The following is a 19824-nucleotide window of genomic DNA, read 5'->3' as shown; positions in this document are numbered from 1 at the left end:
AGACGGTCAGCCAGCTCCATGCGCCCGGATGGGCGCAGGTTGCTCTGAAATCGCCGACGAGGTCAGCGGCTACAGCACGGTCAGGTTCCCGCACGGCGCAAACGGTGCGCCATCTGGGACAAGTCATCCTTGCCGCTGCCGAAAATGCCGTCCAGCATGACAAGCAGTTCGCGCACGGCGTCGGATTTGCAGGAATAATAAATCATCTGGCGGTCACGGCGGGTGTCGACGAGGTCGAGCGCGCGCAACTTGGCCAGGTGCTGGGATAGTGCCGATTGACTGAGCATCACCTTCTCGGCGATGGCGCCGACCGACATTTCACCGTCGGCAAGATAGCTCATGATCAACAGCCGCTTCTCATTGCCCATCAGCATGAGAAATTCGGCCGCAGATTCCGCGTTGACGATTAGCTTTGTCGAGACCATTGATGCCCCATGCTTCTTGTTCATCCCGACGCCATGGGGGCGATGGCGTCTGATTCCATAAACTCACTTGTGAACCGGCGCTGGCGATTCAGCGTCACCAACAAAAGGTAGAGCATTTCAGTTAAATCTCAAGTGTTGCTTTTAATCAAGCAAAATTAGGGCCAGTCCCGGTATCGGCCGAGGCCCGGCCAACCTTGGCCATTTCGACCAGAACGTGTCGTAGTTCGCGCGCTGCGGCCAATGGTTGTGGGAAGAAGACCCGGCAAACATGATCGCCCGACATCAGATCCATACCATCGGCATCGAAACCGGTGATGGTCCAGCCGTTGCCGGATGCTGTCGCGAAATGCCGGGCATACACGGCGATCGCGTCAAGATGGTCGGCGTTCATGTGATCGATCGCGGATTGCTCGCTCGCCGCCAGTTCCTCGACGATCGGCCCGCTGGTGAGCAGATCCGACTGGTCGAGATGATAGGCCTTGCCGAAACCTCCGTTGAGGCTGGCGCGTTGCGGCTCGAGGCGAAAGATCGAAAAGTCGCCAAGACCGGCATAAAGTTTCGCCTTGGGATTGCGGTTGAGATTACGGCGCTCAGCGCGGGCGTGTTGGCTTGATCCGTGCTCGAGCCGTGCCGCCTTGCAGACCAGTGTCAGGCGCGGGTGCGCCAGCGGGTCGCCCTTGCCGGGTTCGCCAAGCAAAAGGGAGCAGCGCGGATCGGCAAGCATGGCGCCGGTGTGCGCCGAGAGCATCGACACTAGGATCAGCGGCGCGCCATCGATGTCGGTGGCCACACCGACCCGACTGGCCAGCGGCGAGCCGGTTTGCGGTTCGATCACCGCCAGCGCGCCAAAGCGGGCGTTGCGCAGAAGCGTCTTCGCCAACCGGATCGCTTCGGCGTCCGTCTCGCAGATCACGCCCTTCTTCGGCTCGTCCATGGCATCACCGCAATAAGTGGATTCTCTTTCTCCAATTATCTGTCGAACAAACCGGATTTGACAAGGTCGTCGATCTCGTTTTTCGAAAACCCGAAACGTGCCAGCACCGTCGACGGGGCGAGATCGCTGTCGGCAGGCTTGGTCGCCGGTGTCGGCTGTGAGCCGGAAAAACGCGGCGCCGGGGCAGGGCGCTCAAGTGTGCCCGCGATCACAAAGGCGTTGCGCGCCCGATTGTGTGGGTGCTGCTTGGCCTCGTGCAGCGACAGGACAGGGGCAACGCAGGCGTCGGTTTGGGCAAACAGCAGGTCCCAGTCGTCGCGCGATTTCTGCCGTACCCGATCGGCGATGGCCGCGCGCATCGGCGGCCACAGTGTCTTGTCGTACTGACCGGACACAAAGTGGTCGTCGAGAGGCAGCAGTCTGGCGAATTCGGCGAAGAATTGCGGCTCGAGGCAACCGACAGCGATATGGCGTCCGTCTGATGTCTCATAGGTGTCGTAGAAGGGTGCGCCGGAATCGAGCAGGTTCGCGCCGCGATTTTCGCTCCACAACCCGGCCGCGGTGAAAGCGTGCAAGGGCGCCGCCAGCATCGAGGCGCCTTCGACCATCGCGGCGTCGACGACCTCGCCCCTGCCCGTGCGCGAGCGTTGGAACAGGGAAGCCAGCAAACCGGAAACCAGCATCATGGCACCACCGCCATAGTCGGCGACCAGGTTGAGCGGCGGGACGGGGCGGCTGTCGGCGTGGCCGATCGCGTGCAGCACGCCGCAATAGGCGAGATAGGTGATGTCGTGGCCGGCGCGGCCGGCGAGCGGGCCGTCCTGGCCGAAGCCGGTCATGCGGCCGTAAATCAGCCCCGGGTTGCGCGCCAGCATCGCTTCCGGGCCGAGGCCAAGCCGTTCCATGACACCGGGGCGAAATCCTTCGAGCACCACGTCCGCCTTTTCGGCAAGACGTAGCATCAGATCGGCGCCATCCCGGCGCTTCAGGTCGAGACGCAGTCGCGGCCATGGCGATCGATGTTGTACTCATCCGGGAGCGACAGGGGCGGTTGGCTGATCCCCGCCCGTTCGATGCGCAGCACTTCGGCGCCCATCTCCGACAGCATCAGGCCAGCCAGCGGCACGGGCCCCAGCCCGGCCATCTCGATCACCTTCAGCCCGACAAGCGGGCCGGTCTTGCCGGCAGCGGACGGGCCGGTGCTCATGTCCGTCTATTTCGGCGCCATGCGGATGGCGCCGTCGAGACGGATGGTCTCGCCGTTCAGCATCTGGTTTTCGATGATGTGCAGGGCGAGGGCGGCATATTCGGATGGTTCGCCCAGGCGCGACGGAAAGGGCACGGCGGCGCCCAGCGAATCCTGCACCTCTTGCGGCATGCCGGCCATCATCGGCGTCTTGAAGATGCCGGGCGCGATGGTGCAGACGCGGATGCCGGAACGGGCAAGATCGCGCGCCACCGGCAGCGTCATGCCGACGACGCCGCCCTTGGAGGCTGCATAGGCTGCCTGGCCGATCTGGCCATCATAGGCAGCGACAGAGGCGGTGTTGACGATGACGCCGCGCTCGCCGCCTTGCAGCGACTCGAGCTTTGACGCGCGCTCGGCGACGAGGCGGATCATGTTGAACGTGCCGATCAGATTGACCTCGATCACCTTGCGATACTGATCGAGGGGATGGGGACCATCCTTGCCGATCGTCTTCACGCCGATGGCGATGCCGGCGCAATTGACCAGGATCCGCGGCTCGCCAAGTCGATCGGCGACGTCGACGAATGCGGCGGTCCCACTGTCGGCGCTGCTGACATCGCACTGCACGGCAATGCCACCGATCTCGGCCGCGACCATCGTAGCGCGGTCGATACCGACGTCGAAGATGGCGACGCGGGCGCCCTTGGCAGCCAGCGCGCGCGCCGTTGCCTCGCCAAGGCCGGAGCCGCCACCGGTAACGATCGCGATCTGGCCGTTCGGGTCCATGGCGTCATCCTTTTTATCTCAGGAACAGTGGGACGGATCAGGCGCCAGATCGATGGGTAAGGTCAAGCCATCGCCGCGAGCGCGGCAATCCTGGCCTGATCGGCGTGGCAGACCTCGCCCGAGAGCCTGGCGACCGCGCCCGGCACGATCTCGTGCGACAGCAACCGGTCAAGATCGACAGGGCGCGGCATCGAAATCTGGCCTCGCGGGATCCGTTTGAAGCCGAGCGGCCCATAGTAGGGCTCGTCCCCTACCAGCATGACCGCGGGCGCACCGGTCTTCGCGGCGGCCTCCAGCGCGATCGCCACCAGCCGGCGGCCGATGCCGAGATTCTTGAAGGCCGGCCGCACAGCAAGCGGCCCGAGCATCAGCGCGCGACCGGCGCCGGCGGCGATGCGGGTCATGCGCACCGAGGCGACGACAATGTCGCCGTCGACGGCGACAAAGGACAACGAGCGTTCGTGCCCTCCGGCTTCGCGGATCTTGTAGGCGGCCAGCACAAAGCGGCCGGGCCCGAAGGCTTCGTCGTTGATGGCTTCGATCTGGGGGTTGTGCGCCGGGGTTTCCGGCAGGTATTTCACGTCGGCAAGGCTCATGGTCTTTGCGATCCGGTAGAATGAGGAAAGGTTTGCTGCAAACGGCAGCATGCGCCAGTCAGCGCTTCATCAAGCGCGGGCGCCCTTTCGTCGTCGGTCAAACCGGATTAAAGCAAAGTCGAACATGCGGATTGTCCGCTAGCACCAATTTCCCGCCGCTGCAATCGGCCGTTTCTGTCCGCAGTTTCGGCCAAGTGACGGTCTGTTCAGCACCTGACATCTTAGACGGGGCAACCCTGTGCCTACATGCAATGGCGAGAGACAAGGAGATTTGCATGGGATTGCTGGTCGAAGGCAAGTGGCAGGATCGTCGGTATACGACGGACAACGGCGGCAGGTTCGTGCGGACGCAATCGCAATGGCGCGACTGGATCACCGTTGACGGGGCGCCGGCCGAAGGCCGAACGCGCGGCTTCAAGGCCGAGCCCGGCCGCTATCATCTCTATGTCTCGCTTGCCTGTCCGTGGGCGCACCGGACGTTGATTTTTCGCGCATTGAAGAAGCTGCAAGACGTAATATCGGTGTCGGTGGTGCATCATTTCATGGGCGCCAATGGATGGACGTTCCTGGCACAGGACGGCGCCACTGGCGACACGCTTTACGGCCTCGACTTCCTGCACCAGATCTATACCAAGGCCGATCCCGTCTATTCAGGCCGGGTGACGGTGCCGGTGTTGTGGGACAAGAGGGAGCAGACCATCGTCTCCAACGAATCTTCCGAAATCATCCGGATGCTGAATTCAGCCTTCGACGAATGGGGTGATGCCGGCCTCGATTTCTATCCGCACGCGCTGCGCGGCGAAATCGACAAGGTCAATGCACTGGTCTATCCCGCAGTCAACAACGGGGTCTATCGCGCCGGCTTCGCCACCACACAGGCAGCCTATGAGGAAGCATTCGGAGAGCTGTTCTCTGCGCTCGATGCGCTGGAAGACCGGCTGTCGAAGCAACGCTATCTCGTCGGCGATCGCCTCACGGAAGCTGATTGGCGGCTATTCACCACGCTGGTGCGCTTCGACCCGGTCTATGTCGGCCATTTCAAATGCAATCTGCGTCGCATAGCCGACTACCCAAGCCTGTCGAATTATCTGCGCGATCTTTACCAGGTCCCTGGTGTCGCCGAGACCGTGAACCTGCACCACATCAAGGCGCACTATTACGGCAGCCACGAAACGATCAATCCGACGCGGATCGTGCCGGTCGGGCCGAAACTGGATTATGGTGCACGGCATGACCGGGCGCGGTTCAGCAAGGCGGCGGCCTGATCTACCAGTGGGGCGAGGGCTGCTCGCCGCCAAAAACCTCGGCGATCCGGCGCAGCGTTGCAGGTGTCGTTCCTTGCGGCAGGCGATCGAGCGGGAAGAAGCCGGCTTCGGCGATCTCGTGGTCCGGAAGTTTGGGTGCCGTCTGGCTGAAGCGTTCGATGACGTAGAAGCCGACATGGTCGCGCCGGCTGGCGTGGCGGTTGAAATGCATCGATTTGAACACCGGCGGGGCGGTCAGCGCGATGTTGCCCTCCTCGGCCAGTTCACGTGCAAGCGCCTCGGCAAGCGTCTCGCCTACTTCGACACCGCCGCCGGGAAGCTGCCAGCCCGGAACATACGTGTGGCGAATGAGGAAGACGGAATTGGACGCGGTGTCGTGGATCAGGCCGCGCACCCCAAGCGTCATCGGGCGCCGCAGCACGAAATAGAGATGGAACAGCCTGGCCCTCAGACCCGCCCAGCCAGTCTGGCGAAAGGCCTTCTCGGGATCACTCCTCATCACCAGCCAAACCGCAGGTGGAAAGCGGGGCGCGCCTCGCATATGAAGGAGAAATGTTCAGGCTCGCGCATATTTCCGATGTCCATCTGGGGCCGCTCCCCGATGTATCCTATCGTGATCTCGCGTCCAAGCGCGTGCTTGGCTATGTCAACTGGCAGCGCAACCGCCGCCGCCACATGCATGACGCCGTCATCGACACGATCGTCGCCGACATCAAGGCGAACACGCCTGACCACCTCGCCGTCACTGGCGACCTGGTCAATCTGGCGCTCGACGGCGAAATCGAGATGGCCAGGCATTGGCTGGAGACGCTGGGGCCGCCGCCTGACGTTTCGGTCGTTCCGGGTAACCACGACGCCTATGTACCGGGCGCCTTCGACAAGGTCTGCCGATCCTGGGCGGCGTGGATGAGTGGCGACGGCATCAACACGCCCGTCGACCGCAACGCGTTTCCCTATCTGCGGGTGCGCGGCGACGTCGCGCTGATCGGCGTCTCGACGGCGCGCGCCACAGCACCCTTCATGGCCAACGGCTTCTTCATGGAAGGCCAGGCGGAGCGGCTCCGCAAGCTGCTGGATGCCACGGGCCGACAGGGGCTGTTTCGCGCCATCATGATCCACCATCCGCCGGTGCGTGGCGCGGTCCCGCAGCACAAGCGGCTGTTCGGCATCGCCCGCTTTCACAAGATCATTCGGCGCCATGGCGCCGAACTTGTCCTGCACGGCCATTCGCATCTGCCGTCGCTGTTCTTCATCGGCGGTCGAGGCGTCAGGATCCCGGCGGTCGGCGTTGCTGCCGCAGGCCAGGCACCGGGCGGCAAGCCCCCGGCGGCGCAGTACAATCTGTTCGACATCGACGGCGAAAAGGGCAATTGGCGGATCCGGCTGACGCGGCGCGGCCTGACCGGGCCGTCCATACCACCATCCGATCTGCAGACGCTTGAGCTTGGGGCGGAGCCCGGAGCCGTTATGGCCGCAAGCTGACAATCATGCTGACGAGACGGTCCCACAACAAGACGACCGACACCACCAGGCCGACCAGGGCACCGGCGGCGATCAGGCCAAGCCCGGACAGAAAGGTCGACCAGCCGTTGCCGCTCGTCGCTGCGCGCAGCGGCGGTTCGGCTTCCGCTACATCGGCCCGTTTCATGCCGGCGACAGCCGGCTCGACCCCGCCTTCCATCATCCTCTGACGCTCGACGATGCGCTCGGCGACATAGCGCGTCACGGAATCGGCAACCGCTTTCATCTCGGTCGATTCGGCAAGCACCATCCGGCCGATGCGGGTGTCCTTGAGGAAGCGATAGGTGCGGCGGTCGCGTCCCATGGCAACATGGCTGACGGCGTCGATCCACAGGCGCGGCTGCAGGCCGGACGACACGACAAAGTCGAAACTGTCCATGTCGGCCGGAACATCGGCAAAAACCGGCGCCAGCTCGGCTGCAAGCAGGTCAAGGCGCATGCGATGCGCCTCGCGCATATCGACGACGACGTCATCGCGGTCGGCGAAGGCATTTTTCACGTCGCGGATGGCATCGGATAGTTTATTCGACTGATCGATGGTCTTCTCGCCTGCTTCCTTCATCGGCGTTTGCCTCGCGGGTTTGGTTAACACGGGGTTAACACAGCCGCCGGCAAAATGCACTGGCGAGATGGACGGCATTGAGGCGCGGACGAAGCCTATCGTGCGCGAAAAAGATCAGCTGGCCGCTGCGGCGAATTTCTGGCGACGCGACGCGGCGTGGCGGTTGGTGTTGCGGCGAATAATCTCGGCGACGAGGTCGGGGGCTTCCTCGGCCAGCATATGGCCGGCCTCCAGCACATGGTGCACATGAAAATGCGCCGGCAGATCATCCGCCTGGGCAAAGGGCAGCACCGCGTCGTCCGTTCCCCAAGCTACCATCACCGGCATCTTCAGCCCGCCGAGGCGATCATGCGGGATAACGCCTTGCCGATCGTCCTTGGTCATGGCAGATGCGATCTCGATGAGTTTTTCCAGCTGGCCGGCTCGCCTACGCATTTCCCAGAGAGTGTCGACGATGTGATCGAGCGGCCGGGCTGATGGTCCCGACATGGCGACGAGGCAGGCCCGGATCTCGGACCGATCCGCTGCACCGGCATAGCGACGCAACAGTGGTCCGTTGATCTCCGGGCCAATGCCGCCCGGCGCCAGAAGCGTCAGCGAGGCGACTTTTTCGGGCTCGGCCTGCGCCATCAGCGCTGCCACCGCACCGCCCATCGAGTGGCCCACGAGATGAAAGCGCCTCAGGCGACGTTGCGAGAGATCGGCGAGTACGGCTCTTGCAGCCACCTTGGCTGGACCAGCCGAGGGAAAATCAAGCGACAGCCCATGCCCCGGCAGATCATAGGCCAGCGTGCGGGTGGCAGGCATCAGGGAGGAAATCACCTCGCGCCAGACATCGTGGCAACCGCCGAAACCATGCAGCAGGACAATGGCCTTCGAGCCCGCACCCTGTTCGGCGACAAAAAGCGATGCGGTCATGAATGCTGATTTTTTTGCTGTTGCCAGGATGCGGACCACCAATTGTGACTGGATTGCTCCTAGTCAACACGAAGCCAGTAAAATTTTCGCGATTTGTACGGTCGCGGACAGACTTCGGCGACCAACCGGCAGCGGCGATTGGAGCACGGGAAATCCACTATTAGGACGTGGCGCGCCCGGCCTGCGGTGTCGATTGGTGTCAGCTTGGGTTGCCAAGCCCGGCAGCCCGCAGCGCCTGGACCAGCCGGTCGGTCAGGTCAGCCGGATATTTCCGCTCGACGAAGGTCGCGCGCGGATCGGCGGCAAATTTTGGGAACTCGGTGGTCAGTTGATTCAGCAGAGTGCTCACCAGATGGTCCTGTCCGGCGGCCTTGGCGCCGATCAGCCGCGCCGCCAGATAGTGCGATTTCGTTGCCGTCGTTCTCAATGCCATGCTGGCCGCGATGGCTTTGTTCATGTCGCCGAGCATGAACTCGCCAACGAACACCCCGTAGTCCCACCATGTCGAGTGCCCGCTGAAGGTCTCTGCCGCATGGTCAAGGATCGGCGTCCCCTCCGCGTATCGGCCGGCGAAGATCAGTCCGTAGCCGTAAGCGGCGGCCATGCCGAGATCATATGGATTGAGTTCATAGGCCTTGCGCATCCAGCGGATCGCTTCGTCCGTATTGCCGAGGCGCGAACTGACATAGCCGTAGGAGCGATGCGCATAGGGGCTGGTCGGTCCCATCTGCACGCCGCGATGGGCAAACTCCACCGCCTTCTCGATCGTCGCATTGGGCGGATAGGCATAGTGATCGGAGACCGCCTCGAGATGAAGGGAGGCCAGTTCCGAATAGACGAGGGACGATTTCGTGCCGCCATTGGCCAGCTTCTCGAGGCAGCGATAGGCAGTCTCATGCGTCCTGGCGTTCTGGTCGAGATAATATTTGTCGTTGAGCAGCAGACATTGCGTCAGGCCATTTGGCGTACTGGTCTGCTCGATATAGTTGTAGATCGTGCCCGAGGCGGGAAGCGCTGAACTGAGCATGTCTGCGATACGGTCTTCGATCGCCGCAGGAGCGCTGTCGGCAGCGGTCAGATTGCGCGAAAGAAGCACTCGTCCGGACGCCACGCTTTGCAGTTCGATTGTGATGTCGCCGGTGCCAGCACCGGGCAGGATATCGAATATGAAGCTTGTGGCATCGTCGTCCGAATCGGCGATGGCATCGCGCCCGATGAAGTCGATCGTATCGAAGCCGCTCAGGCCCGCACGCAGCGATGCGGCGACACGGTTGGCGTACGCGCCTTCAGCCTTGAGGCCGATATAGACCTGCGGCAGGGCATCAGCCATTGCCGACGCGATGCTTCCGGTTGTGCCGGCGGTCTCGATCGTTGCCGACATGTCGCCGCCTGCCAGCAAGGCACTGCTGCCCTGACGAAGGATCAGTATGCCCAGCATGGCGATGACCAGGACGATCGCCATCCAGAAGAAGCGGAGATGGCGTACCACCAAGGGCGTTGGTGATGGCGTCTCGGAAGCCAGCAATGCCGCATCCGGCACGCTGGCGTCGTCGGGCCGGTCGGCGGATGCAGCGCCGTCCTGCTTCAGATCCGGCAGCCTTATGGCGTTCAATTCATAGGCAGGAACATAGCCGCCGCGCGGAATGGCGATGCGGACAGGCTCGGCAACGCCCTCATTGGCAAAATAGTGCTGCAGAAGCTCGCGCAGTCTACCTGCCTGCACCCGCACGACGGCATCGGTGGACGGATCGAAATCGCCATCCTTGCCGAAAACATCCATGGCGATGGAGAAGCCTTTGAGCCTGTCGGCTTCTCCGGCTTGTTCACGTTCGACAAGATAACGAAGCAGCTTGCGCGCACGTTCGGATCGTCCGAACGTTTGGCTGGCAAGCAGTCGCTCAAGTGTCTCGCGCACTGCGGGGGCGGCAGGCGTGGCATGCTGCAAGTGTCGATCCTCTCGAAGTCGGCACAGGTTGAGGCGCGATCATATAGGTCCCGCACCGCCACACAAGTATACAACCATTATGTGATCACGTACCCCACCGGATAATTGTTCGGTGGTTAATGTCCCGAAAGATCGGAACCGATCACCAGCTTGCGGCGGTCCCGATCTGCTCTGGTCGTGCGTCAGCCGGCTTTTTTGCCAATGATGCGGTTGGCGGCGGACATCACCGCTTCCAGCGAGGCGGCGACGATGTTGGTGTTGATGCCAGCGCCGAACAGCTTACCGTCAGGATATTCCATCTCGACATAGGAAATGGCCGACGCGTTCGAACCGCGCTGCAACGAGTGCTCGGAATAGTCGAGCACCGACATCTCGACGCCGAGATGGCGCGACAGCGCATCGACGAAGCCGTCGATCGGACCTGTGCCGGTGCCCGATATCGTCACTTCCTTGCCATTGTCGAGGATGACAGCCTCGACAACGCGCCGGCCCTTGATTTCGGTGCTGGGATAGGTGTGGTGATCGAGGAATTTCAACCGCGCGCCGGGTTGATCGACATAGGTCTCGAGAAAGCGCTCGTAGATGCGCCTTACCGGCACTTCCTTGCCCTCGGCATCGGTGATCGCCTGGATTTCCTGGCTGAATTCGATCTGCAGATTGCGCGGCAGGTTGAGGCCGTAATCGGCCTGCAGCACATAGGCGATGCCGCCCTTGCCGGACTGCGAGTTGATGCGGATGATGGCTTCATAGCTGCGTCCGACATCGGCCGGATCGATCGGCAGATAGGGCACTTCCCACAGGCTCGTGTTGGCCTTCTTCAACGCCTTCATGCCCTTGTTGATGGCATCCTGGTGCGACCCGGAAAAGGCGGTGTAGACGAGTTCCCCGACATAGGGATGGCGCTCGGGGATCTTCAACTGGTTCGAATATTCGTAGACATCCTTCATCCGGTTGATGTCGGAACAGTCGATCCCGGGATCGACGCCTTGCGTGTACATGTTGAGCGCCAGCGTGACGATGTCGACATTGCCGGTGCGCTCGCCATTGCCGAACAGCGTCCCCTCGACGCGGTCGGCGCCGGCCATCAGGCCGAGTTCGGTGGTGGCGATGCCGGTGCCGCGGTCATTGTGCGGATGCAGCGAGACCAGCAGGTTCTCCCGGTTGTCGAGGTTGCGGCACATCCATTCGATGCGGTCGGCATAGATGTTGGGTGTCGACATCTCGACCGTCGACGGCAGGTTGACGATCAGCTTGTTGTCCGGCGTCGGCCTGACGATCTCGGTGACGGCGTTGCAGATCTCCAGCGCCACTTCGAGTTCGGTGCCGGTAAAACTCTCCGGCGAATATTCGAAGCGAAAGCCGCCGCCGGCCTTAGCCGCCATATCGGTGATCATCTTGGCCGCATCGGTGGCGATGCGCTTGATGCCGCCAACATCCTTTTCGAAGACGACGCGGCGCTGCAATTCGCTGGTCGAATTGTAGAAATGGACGATCGGGTTGGAAGCACCCTTGAGCGCCTCGAAGGTGCGGGTGATCAGTTCGGGCCGGCACTGCACCAGCACCTGCAGCGAGACGTCGGCGGGTACGTTGCCTTGCTCGATGCACCAGCGGGCGAAGTCGAAATCGGTCTGCGAGGCCGACGGGAAACCGATCTCGATCTCCTTGAAGCCCATGTCGAGCAGCAGGCCGAACATGCGCGCCTTGCGCTCGTGGCCCATGGGGTCGATCAGCGCCTGGTTGCCGTCGCGCAGGTCGACCGAGCACCAGATCGGCGCCTTGTCGATGACCTTCGAGGGCCAGGTGCGGTCGGTGAGGCCGACGGTCGGATAGGGCTGGTATTTGCGGGCCGCGTCAGGCATGCCCCTCGTCTGGATGCTTCCTTCCACACCCTTGCCAGCTACCGCGGCGTCGGAGCGGACCTCTTCTCGTGCGTTCATCGTCGTTTCTCCCGGCGGCTCATGGATCCACCCTCAGGTGGATTGATGGCGAGCGGCGCCTTTACCAGAATTTCGTTCGCTTGATGTGATTGCCAAGGAGCATGCGCTTGCGCGGCGGTTCGACCGCCGGGCGCTCCTTCAGCGAACCCGGCGATCGCCGATAAGGCCAAGAAGAAGCAGGGTCGAAGCCAGCGCGCGCACGGCCTCGCCGGAAAAACCGGTCGGACGGGAAGCGTTGATGGCGCGCGTGTTCATGGCTGATCTCATATAGGAGCGGCTTGTGGGAGGCAAGTGGGGCCGCATGGGGGTAGGCTCCGAACTCAAGTTGACAAAAGACCTGACGACAGCCAGTTCGGCGGTGTCGGCAGCTTTTGTGCCGGTAGCAGGATAGGAATTTTTTCTTGATTTCGTGACCTCAGCTATGGTACATATTTGCGTATGGTGCTGATTTGCGCCAGTGACCCGCCGCGCAGGCGGGTTTTTCGTTTCCGTCAGCCTACGCGCCGGCGAAGGCGCCGAAGGAACCCGTTAACCCGAGTTCGTTGCCCTGGCATGGCGGGGGGAATCTCTAACGCACGTGCTCTTCCCCAGGCGCGGCAAATGCGCCAGACTTGGGCGTCGACGGGGTTGCGATGTCCTGTCGCTGGGAGGGGTCATCCATGAATTTCGTGTTCTTCTCGCCGCATTTTCCCGCCAATGGCGCGGATTTCTGCGACCGTTTGAAGAAGGCTGGAGCAAGGGTGCTGGGCATCGGCGACGCACCCTATGAGGCACTCGACGCCAAGCTGAAGGCGGCGCTTTCGGAATATTACCGTGTCGCCGACATGGAAGACTACGATCCGGTGTTCCGGGCGATGGGCCATTTCATCCACAAATGGGGCCGCATCGACCGTTTCGAATCGCTCAACGAGCACTGGCTGGAGCTGGAAGCCAACATCCGCACCGACTTCAACATCTATGGCACCAAGCTCGATTTCGTGAAGAATCTGAAGCGCAAGAGCCGCATGCGTGCCTTCTTCCGCAAGAGCGGTGTCGACACGATAGCGCAGCGCAAATGCTCCGACCGCGCTGGGGCCATGACCTTCATCCGCCGCGTCGGCTATCCGGTGGTGGTCAAGCCGGACAGCGGCTCGGGCGCCTCGAACACCTTCAAGATCTCCAACGCCAGGGAGCTCGACCAGTTCTTCAGGGTCAAGCCCGAGGACGTGACGTTCGTCATGGAGCAGTTCATCGAGGGGCTGGTGGTGACCTTCGACGGGCTGGTCAATCGCGACGGCGAGGTGGTGCTGGCGGCGAGCCATCGTTACGACCAGAGCGTCATGGAGGTGGTCAACAAGGATCGCCACATGAGCTACGTTTGCTTTCCCAGGATCAGCCCGGCAGTCGAGGAGGCCGGCCGCAAGATCCTGAAAGCGTTCGACGTGCGCGAGCGCTTCTTCCACATCGAGTTGTTCGAGACCAAGGACGACCGGGTCATCGCGCTGGAGGTCAACATGCGCCCGCCCGGCGCCTGGATGACCGATGCCATCAACTACACCTTCGACATCGACGTCTATGCGGCATGGGCCGAGATGGTGGTCAGGGATGCCGCCGGCGGGCCCTATGAGGGCAAGTATTTCACCGCCTACGCCAGCCGCAAGCGACGCCTCAGCTATTTGCACAGCCATGAGGACGTGTTAGCCGCCCATGGCGACAAGATCGTCCACCATCAGGCCATCGAAGAGGTTTTCAGCCGCGCCATGGGAAATTACGCCTACCAGATGCGCTCGAAGGACGAAGCGGCGCTGCGCAAGGCGGTCGCCTACATCCACGCGGAAAAGGTGTGAGGCGATGGACATCTCCTATCACAAGAGTTTCTCGGACAAGCTCGGCCGCGACATGGAATACAAGCGCTACGGCCACGCCGGCCGGCCGGTGGTGGTGTTCCCGACCTCGCAGGGGCGCTTCTATCAGTTCGAGGATTCCGGCGGGGTGGCAGCACTGGCCGAGTTCATCGACACCGGCCGCATCCAGCTGTTCACGGTAGATGGGGTCGATTCGGAATCCTTCTTCGATAATCATGCGGACGCCGCGCATCGTATCGCTCGCCACGAGGCCTATTTTCGCTATATACGCGAGGAGGCGCTGCCGGAATTCCTGTCGACTGCCGAGCAAGCCAATGGCGGGCGCAAGCTGAAGCCGTTGTTCTCGGGCTGCTCGATGGGCGGCTACCACTCGTCGAACTTCGTCTTCCGCTTTCCCGAGCTTGCCAGTGGCGTCATCGCGCTGTCGGGCGTCTATTCGGCCCGCGACTTTTTCGACAACGTGCTTGAAGGCGACATCTTCTACAATTCGCCGCTCGACTATCTGCCCGGCATCGTCGACCCCAAGCTGCTTGCCCGCCTGAAGACGCTGCGGCTGATCTTCTGCTGCGGGCAGGGTGCCTGGGAAGAGCGGATGCTGGTCGAAACACGCAAGCTGGAACAGATCCTGCGCGACAAGTCCATTCCTGCCTGGGTCGATTATTGGGGCGGCGATGTCAGCCACGATTGGCCATGGTGGCACAAGCAACTGGTCTATTTCTTCGGCCGCTGGCTGGATGAAGACCTGATGCACAGGCTGGATTGAGGTGCGTTGCTCGGCCTGACTCTGGACCCACCTCGCTGCGCAGTCGGATGAGCACATCCGACCTGGCCGTGGCCGGTTCCGGATGCTTTGGCCAGGTTGCAGCGGCGGCAAGCGGCTCCTAGACGTTCCAGAAAAATATGACTCCTATAATCATGTTTTGGTGGAAATACCGGAGCGGCTGTGGCATGGCGGTTGCGGCGAGGCGCCGCGGTGTCTTGTCCCTATCGTTTCGAAGGACTTGGGTGATGGACCAACTGAGCGCGCAGACCCGTATCAGCGATGAGGCAACCAGGTCGGCGATAGAGCGGCTGCGTGCCGAGCACGGCGAATTCGAGATCGAAACCGGCGTTGCCCATCGGTGGGAGCTTCGCCTGCATTACGGCTCGTTGAGCGCCACGCTCGAGGATGACGGCATGCTGATCCGTGTCGCGGCGACAGACGAAACCTGCCTGTCCTACATGAAGATGACGGTTGCCGGCCATGTCGCCGAACATCTTGGCACGGCCAGCAGACTGCGCTGGCAAGGCGACGGCGTAGACGCCGGCAAGCCGGTCTTCTTCCGTGAGATCACGGTGTTGGCGTCGACGCGGATCTCGGCGCATATGCAGCGCCTGCGCTTCGCCGGCAAGGATCTCGTCCGGTTTACCCATGGCGGCCTGCACATGCGGCTGCTGCTGCCGCCGCATGGGCGGCGGCCGGTCTGGCCGACGATGGGTGCCGACGGGCTGCTTGTCTGGCCCTCGGGCGACGATGCCCTGACCGTACGGGTCTACACGATCCGGGCGGTGGATGCGGCAAACGGCTGGCTCGATGTCGATTTCGTGCTGCACCCTGGCCAGGACACGCCCGCCGCCACTTTTGCGCAAAACGCACAGGCGGGGGACGTCATCGGCATGATCGGACCCGGCGGCGGCGATGCCCCAGTAGCGCAGACGATGCTTCTTCTCGGCGACGACACCGCACTGCCCGCCATCGGCAGGATCCTCGAGCATCTGGCGCCGTCAACCCGCGCCGAAGCACTGGTCGAAGTCGATGGCCCGGATGACCGGATCGCGCTGGCGCAAGGCGACAATATCGACATCACCTGGCTTTACCGGCATGGCCGCGAGGCCGGCACCGCGGGCCTGTTGCCGGCCGCCTTGCTGGAGCGTAGTCACATGGCGCTTGCCGACGGCCTTTATGTCTGGGCCGGATGCGAATTCGGCGATTTCCGGGAGATACGCAAGATCGTGCGCAAGCAATGGAGCCTGTCGCGCGACCAGCACCTGGTCACGGCCTACTGGCGCCGGGACGTTCGCGGCGTGGGCGACGACGAATAACCGTCGATCTCCTGTCGACGTTCGCTATCGTGCGAAACGGCGGTTAGTCATGGCGGGCCAGAAACGCTTCGGTGACAGCCATGCAATCCTGCCTTTCCTCGACATGCGGCATGTGGCTTGAGAGTGGGAAGACATGGCCTTCGACCGTGGGAATATGGTCGAGGAAGGGCTGGACACAGGCTGGCGTGGCTTCATCGAAATGGCCGCGAAAGGCCAGTGTCGGCGCTTCGATCAGCGGCAGGCGATCGATAACAGTCCAGTCGCGCATGGTGCCGACAACGTGGAATTCATTGGGGCCGTTCATCGTGCGGTAGACGGTGGGATCGGCATCGATGGCGGCAAAGGTGCGCGCCACCCCCGCCGGCCAAGGCACGACGCGGCAGACGTGCCGGTCGTAGAATGCGCGGGTCGCCGCGAGGTAGTCGGGATGGTCCGTCGTCCCGTCCGCTTCGTGGCGATCGAGCGCCTGTCGCACCGTTGCCGGCAGCTCCGCACGCAGTTGCCTCGCGCCTTCGACCCACAGCTTCATCGAGGCGAGCGAGTTGGCGAGCACCAGTGCCTTGAGGCCCGCAGGCCGGCGCACCGCATGCTCGGCACCGAGCATGCCGCCCCAGGATTGCCCGAGCAGGGCGTAACGCTGCTGGATGCCGAGATGGGCAAGCAGCGCATCCAGTTCGCCAAGGAAGAATTCGACCGTCCAGAAGTCGCCGCCCTTGTGCGGCAGATGGGTGGATCGTCCGTTGCCGATCTGGTCGTAGTGGACCACCGCGCGGCCGAAGCCGGCAATGTCCTTGAAGCTGTCGACATAGTCGTGGGTGCAACCGGGACCACCATGAGCAACGACCAGCGGCAGCCTGCCCGACGCCAGGTCTCCCGTCACGCGGTACCAGGTCCTGTATGGCCCGTAGGCGCTGAACCCTTCCGATATTGCAAGCTTGTCCATCGTGTCCTCTGCCTGGCTGGCTCGGCGGCGGCCGCTCATCAGCGGTCTCCGGCGGGTGCTCGTGGCAAAGGGTATAGAGGCGGACCGGCAAGCGACCAGCTAGCAATAACGTTAGTTTTGATGCTGCCGGCGGGATAGGTCCTGGCCCTGGCTGATCGGCCCGAGCAACCGGTAGTGTGCCGCCAGGGCGATGGCGTGGAAGCGGTTGCGGGCGCCGAGTTTGCGGCTGGCGGCGTTGAGATGCAGCGTCGCGGTCGGCACGCTGCGGCAGATTTCATTGGCGATCTGCTTGGCCGTCAATCCGCAAGCCGCGAGGCTCAGACACTGGCGTTCCCGTGATGTCAGGTGGAAATACTGGCTTGTCCTGGTGCGCTGATCGAACCCGGCATAGACGCAATCGTGGAACAGGTGACCGAGGTCGCCTATGCCGGGCAGCATCCCTTGTGCCTCGGCTTCGAAATTCGGCTCCGGATCAAGGCGGATGGCGGTGAAGGTGGCGAGATCGCCGCCGTCGAAGCGGATCGGTACCGTCACGCCGCATGTCATCTTGGTGTCCAAGAGATAGCCTATCACCGGGTCATGCTTGCGCTGCAGGATGCGTCGCATGACCGGGCTCTGCGACCCTTTGTGCGACCACAGAAATGGTCGCGACACCGCGAGTGCAGCCTCCTGCACCGGATCGAGTTGATAGTAGCCACCCTTGCACCACAGGTCCTGCATGTCGGGCGGCACGTTGGCGAGGGCCATGAGCGAAGGCGTGATCAACTCGCCGTCATGGCTGACCGGGACCGGCGTGTAGTCGTAGATCAGCGAGGTGAAACCGGCGGGCGCAAGCACGCGCATCGCCGCCGCCATGGCGGCGTCGATTCCCATGCCTGTGTGAAATTCGCTCTCGAAATCGCCGGATACGCCTTGCATGAGCAAAAGCTTACCCGCTAGCCAATGTTTGTCAAACGGGCATGTTCGAAAAATGCTCAACAAATGAGCACAGCACGATCACGGCTTGTTGCTCGCGACGCATCTGGACGGCCAAAACTATCTTAATTCACAGCTATCCCGGCGGGTTTCGTGCGCCATACGCTGTGTACAATGGATCGCGGTCCGGCGTGTGCCACCTGGCGCACATCGTGGTTTGCAATCACCCACTTCCCCAGAGGAGCAAGACGATGCGGTCCCGGAATGTTTTTAGCGCAATGATGGCCGGTGTCGGCCTGGCTGGCCTGATGCTGATGGCACCCGTGACAGGCGCGGCCGCGCAAGAAGGCAAGGCTGGCGGGACGCTGAAGCTTCTCGCCAACGCCGCTGCCGGCACGATCGATCCGCACATCAACTACACGCTGCAATATTTCCAGATCAACTATGTCCTCTATGATGGGCTGGTGACCTTCCGCAAGACCGGCGACAAGACCGGGTTCGAGGTGGTGGCGGACCTGGCCGAGAGCTTGCCCAAGCCGGAAGACGGCGGCAAGAAATATGTCTTCAAGCTGCGCAAGGGCATCAAGTTCGCCGACGGATCGGACCTGACGACGGCCGATGTCGTGGCGTCGTTCCAGCGCATGTTCAAGATCAGCGGCCCGACGACGGGCACGCTCTACAATGGCATTGTCGGCGCCGACACATGCCTCAAGACGCCGGCGACCTGCACGCTCGAGGGCGGGGTCGTCGCCGATGAGGCGGCGAGCACCGTCACCTTCAATCTGGTGGCGCCCGATCCGGACTTCCTGCAGAAGATCTCGATCCCGCACGCCGCGATCCTGCCCGCCGAGGCGCCCCTCAAGGATTCGGGGACCGCGCCCATTCCGGGCACCGGGCCCTACATGATCGCCAGCTACGATCCCAACAGCCTGCTCAAGATGGTGCGCAATCCGCATTTCAAGGAATGGAGCAAGGAGGCGCAGCCTGCCGGCTATCCCGACGAGATAGACTATGGCTTCGGTCTCACCGACGAGGCGGCGGTCACCGCCGTGGAAAACGGCCAGGCTGATTGGATGTTCGATCCACCGCCGGCGGACCGGTTGGCGGAACTGGGCACGAAATATGCCAAGCAGGTTTCCGTGCATCCTCTGACGGCGATGTGGTATGCGCCGATGAACACCAATCTCGCGCCGTTCAACGACATCCGCGTGCGGCAGGCGGTCAACTACGCCATCGACCGGGCGGCCATCGTCAAGCTGTTCGGCGGCAGCAATCTGGCGCAGCCTTCCTGCCAGATCCTGCCGCCGGATTTCCCGTCCTACGCGCCTTATTGCCCGTTCACGGCCAATCCCGGCGAAAAGTGGTCGGCGCCTGACCTGGAGAAAGCCAAAGCGCTGGTCGCCGCCTCCGGAACAGCCGGCCAGGAGGTGACGATCATCACCGAGGACACCGAAGTGTCGAAGTCGATCGGCGTGTACCTGCAGGATGTGCTGAACGGGCTGGGCTACAAGACCTCGATCAAGCCGATCTCGCAGAACATCCAGTTCACCTACATCCAGAACACCAACAACAAAGTGCAGATTTCCATCTCGCAGTGGTTCCAGGACTATCCCGCGCCTTCGGACTTCCTGCAGGTGCTGTTCAGCTGCGCCTCGTTCACACCTGGCTCGGACGCCTCGGTCAACATTTCCGGCTTCTGCGACAAGTCGATCGACAAGAAGATGGGCGAGGCTCAGACCGCCACGATCGCCGATCCTGCCAAGGGCGCGCAACTGTGGACCGCCGTCGACAAAGCAGTCACCGACGCCGCGCCCGTGGCCGTGCTGTTCACGCCGAAGCGTGTCGACCTGATCTCGCCGCGGCTGAAGAATTTTGTCTTCAGCCCGCAATTCTACTGGATCATGAGCCAGTCGTGGGTCGAGTGATCAGGGGTTGAGTGAACAGGCCCAATTCGATCCGCGG

At 62.6% G+C, this 19824-nt stretch carries 19 protein-coding genes; 6 read left to right on the top strand and 13 right to left on the bottom strand.

Features of this window, described 5'->3' with window-relative positions; all coding sequences use genetic code 11:
* Positions 1 to 80: 80 nt before the first annotated feature.
* From NKJ89_RS15460 to NKJ89_RS15435, 6 genes are all read right to left on the bottom strand, one after another.
* The gene (locus NKJ89_RS15460; protein WP_023760638.1) at positions 81 to 425 is read right to left on the bottom strand and encodes an ArsR/SmtB family transcription factor; all 345 of its coding nucleotides are present in this window, start codon (positions 423 to 425) and stop codon (positions 81 to 83) included.
* A 145-nt stretch (positions 426 to 570) separates the two neighbouring features.
* Positions 571 to 1359 carry a HugZ family pyridoxamine 5'-phosphate oxidase gene (locus tag NKJ89_RS15455; protein ID WP_352603593.1) on the bottom strand — a complete coding sequence of 263 codons (789 nt, stop codon included), beginning with the start codon at positions 1357 to 1359 and terminating at the stop codon, positions 571 to 573.
* A gap of 35 nt (positions 1360 to 1394) precedes the next feature.
* Positions 1395 to 2321 (bottom strand): CaiB/BaiF CoA transferase family protein, encoded by a 927-nt coding sequence (locus tag NKJ89_RS15450; protein WP_352603591.1) that lies wholly within the window; start codon positions 2319 to 2321, stop codon positions 1395 to 1397.
* 23 nt (positions 2322 to 2344) lie between these two features.
* Positions 2345 to 2566, bottom strand: a complete 222-nt coding sequence (locus tag NKJ89_RS15445; protein ID WP_352603588.1) for a CoA transferase — start codon at positions 2564 to 2566, stop codon at positions 2345 to 2347.
* A gap of 6 nt (positions 2567 to 2572) precedes the next feature.
* Complete coding sequence (locus NKJ89_RS15440; protein ID WP_352603586.1) at positions 2573 to 3334, bottom strand: 3-hydroxyacyl-CoA dehydrogenase; 762 nt, start codon at positions 3332 to 3334, stop codon at positions 2573 to 2575.
* Between the two features lie 62 nt (positions 3335 to 3396).
* Entirely contained in the window at positions 3397 to 3930 is a 534-nt protein-coding gene (locus NKJ89_RS15435; RefSeq protein ID WP_352603584.1) for a GNAT family N-acetyltransferase, read from the bottom strand.
* A 275-nt stretch (positions 3931 to 4205) separates the two neighbouring features.
* Between NKJ89_RS15435 and NKJ89_RS15430 the strand changes: the two genes are divergently transcribed.
* Positions 4206 to 5195 carry a glutathione S-transferase family protein gene (locus NKJ89_RS15430; RefSeq protein WP_352603582.1) on the top strand — a complete coding sequence of 330 codons (990 nt, stop codon included), beginning with the start codon at positions 4206 to 4208 and terminating at the stop codon, positions 5193 to 5195.
* Position 5196: 1 nt separating this feature from the next.
* Here NKJ89_RS15430 and NKJ89_RS15425 read toward each other — a convergent pair whose 3' ends face one another.
* The gene (locus NKJ89_RS15425; RefSeq protein WP_352603580.1) at positions 5197 to 5694 is read right to left on the bottom strand and encodes an NUDIX domain-containing protein; all 498 of its coding nucleotides are present in this window, start codon (positions 5692 to 5694) and stop codon (positions 5197 to 5199) included.
* 53 nt (positions 5695 to 5747) lie between these two features.
* Between NKJ89_RS15425 and NKJ89_RS15420 the strand changes: the two genes are divergently transcribed.
* Positions 5748 to 6677 carry a metallophosphoesterase family protein gene (locus NKJ89_RS15420; RefSeq protein WP_352603578.1) on the top strand — a complete coding sequence of 310 codons (930 nt, stop codon included), beginning with the start codon at positions 5748 to 5750 and terminating at the stop codon, positions 6675 to 6677.
* Here NKJ89_RS15420 and NKJ89_RS15415 read toward each other — a convergent pair.
* The 4 genes from NKJ89_RS15415 to leuA form a co-directional block, all read right to left on the bottom strand.
* Positions 6661 to 7278 (bottom strand): hypothetical protein, encoded by a 618-nt coding sequence (locus NKJ89_RS15415; protein WP_352603576.1) that lies wholly within the window; start codon positions 7276 to 7278, stop codon positions 6661 to 6663. The two genes, NKJ89_RS15420 and NKJ89_RS15415, sit on opposite strands and share 17 nt — an antisense overlap.
* A gap of 114 nt (positions 7279 to 7392) precedes the next feature.
* Positions 7393 to 8196 (bottom strand): alpha/beta fold hydrolase, encoded by an 804-nt coding sequence (locus tag NKJ89_RS15410; protein ID WP_352603574.1) that lies wholly within the window; start codon positions 8194 to 8196, stop codon positions 7393 to 7395.
* A 199-nt stretch (positions 8197 to 8395) separates the two neighbouring features.
* Positions 8396 to 10141, bottom strand: a complete 1746-nt coding sequence (locus NKJ89_RS15405; RefSeq protein WP_352603572.1) for a tetratricopeptide repeat protein — start codon at positions 10139 to 10141, stop codon at positions 8396 to 8398.
* 182 nt (positions 10142 to 10323) lie between these two features.
* Positions 10324 to 12078 carry a 2-isopropylmalate synthase gene (leuA, locus tag NKJ89_RS15400; RefSeq protein WP_502904132.1) on the bottom strand — a complete coding sequence of 585 codons (1755 nt, stop codon included), beginning with the start codon at positions 12076 to 12078 and terminating at the stop codon, positions 10324 to 10326.
* A 659-nt stretch (positions 12079 to 12737) separates the two neighbouring features.
* On the opposite strand from leuA, the gene NKJ89_RS15395 reads away from it, so the two are divergent.
* The 3 genes from NKJ89_RS15395 to NKJ89_RS15385 all read left to right on the top strand — a co-directional run bounded on the left by NKJ89_RS15395 (position 12738) and on the right by NKJ89_RS15385 (position 16004).
* Positions 12738 to 13904 (top strand): ATP-grasp domain-containing protein, encoded by a 1167-nt coding sequence (locus NKJ89_RS15395; protein WP_023760652.1) that lies wholly within the window; start codon positions 12738 to 12740, stop codon positions 13902 to 13904.
* A 4-nt stretch (positions 13905 to 13908) separates the two neighbouring features.
* Positions 13909 to 14685, top strand: a complete 777-nt coding sequence (locus tag NKJ89_RS15390) for an esterase family protein (RefSeq protein ID WP_352603570.1) — start codon at positions 13909 to 13911, stop codon at positions 14683 to 14685.
* A 245-nt stretch (positions 14686 to 14930) separates the two neighbouring features.
* A complete protein-coding gene (locus NKJ89_RS15385; protein ID WP_352603568.1) occupies positions 14931 to 16004 on the top strand; it encodes an SIP domain-containing protein in 1074 nt (357 codons plus the stop codon).
* Positions 16005 to 16047: 43 nt separating this feature from the next.
* On the opposite strand, the gene NKJ89_RS15380 is transcribed toward NKJ89_RS15385, so the two are convergent.
* Positions 16048 to 16947, bottom strand: a complete 900-nt coding sequence (locus NKJ89_RS15380; RefSeq protein WP_352603631.1) for a proline iminopeptidase-family hydrolase — start codon at positions 16945 to 16947, stop codon at positions 16048 to 16050.
* Between the two features lie 111 nt (positions 16948 to 17058).
* A complete protein-coding gene (locus tag NKJ89_RS15375) occupies positions 17059 to 17865 on the bottom strand; it encodes a helix-turn-helix transcriptional regulator (protein ID WP_023760656.1) in 807 nt (268 codons plus the stop codon).
* A 248-nt stretch (positions 17866 to 18113) separates the two neighbouring features.
* On the opposite strand from NKJ89_RS15375, the gene NKJ89_RS15370 reads away from it, so the two are divergent.
* Positions 18114 to 19787: an ABC transporter substrate-binding protein gene (locus NKJ89_RS15370; protein ID WP_352603566.1), complete on the top strand. Its 1674-nt coding sequence runs from the start codon at positions 18114 to 18116 to the stop codon at positions 19785 to 19787.
* Positions 19788 to 19824 lie beyond the last annotated feature (37 nt).

Source organism: Mesorhizobium sp. M0047 (assembly GCF_040323315.1).
Lineage (GTDB): Bacteria > Pseudomonadota > Alphaproteobacteria > Rhizobiales > Rhizobiaceae > Mesorhizobium.
The sequence above is the reverse complement of the archived record's forward strand: the minus strand, read 5'-3'. Positions and strand labels throughout refer to the sequence as shown.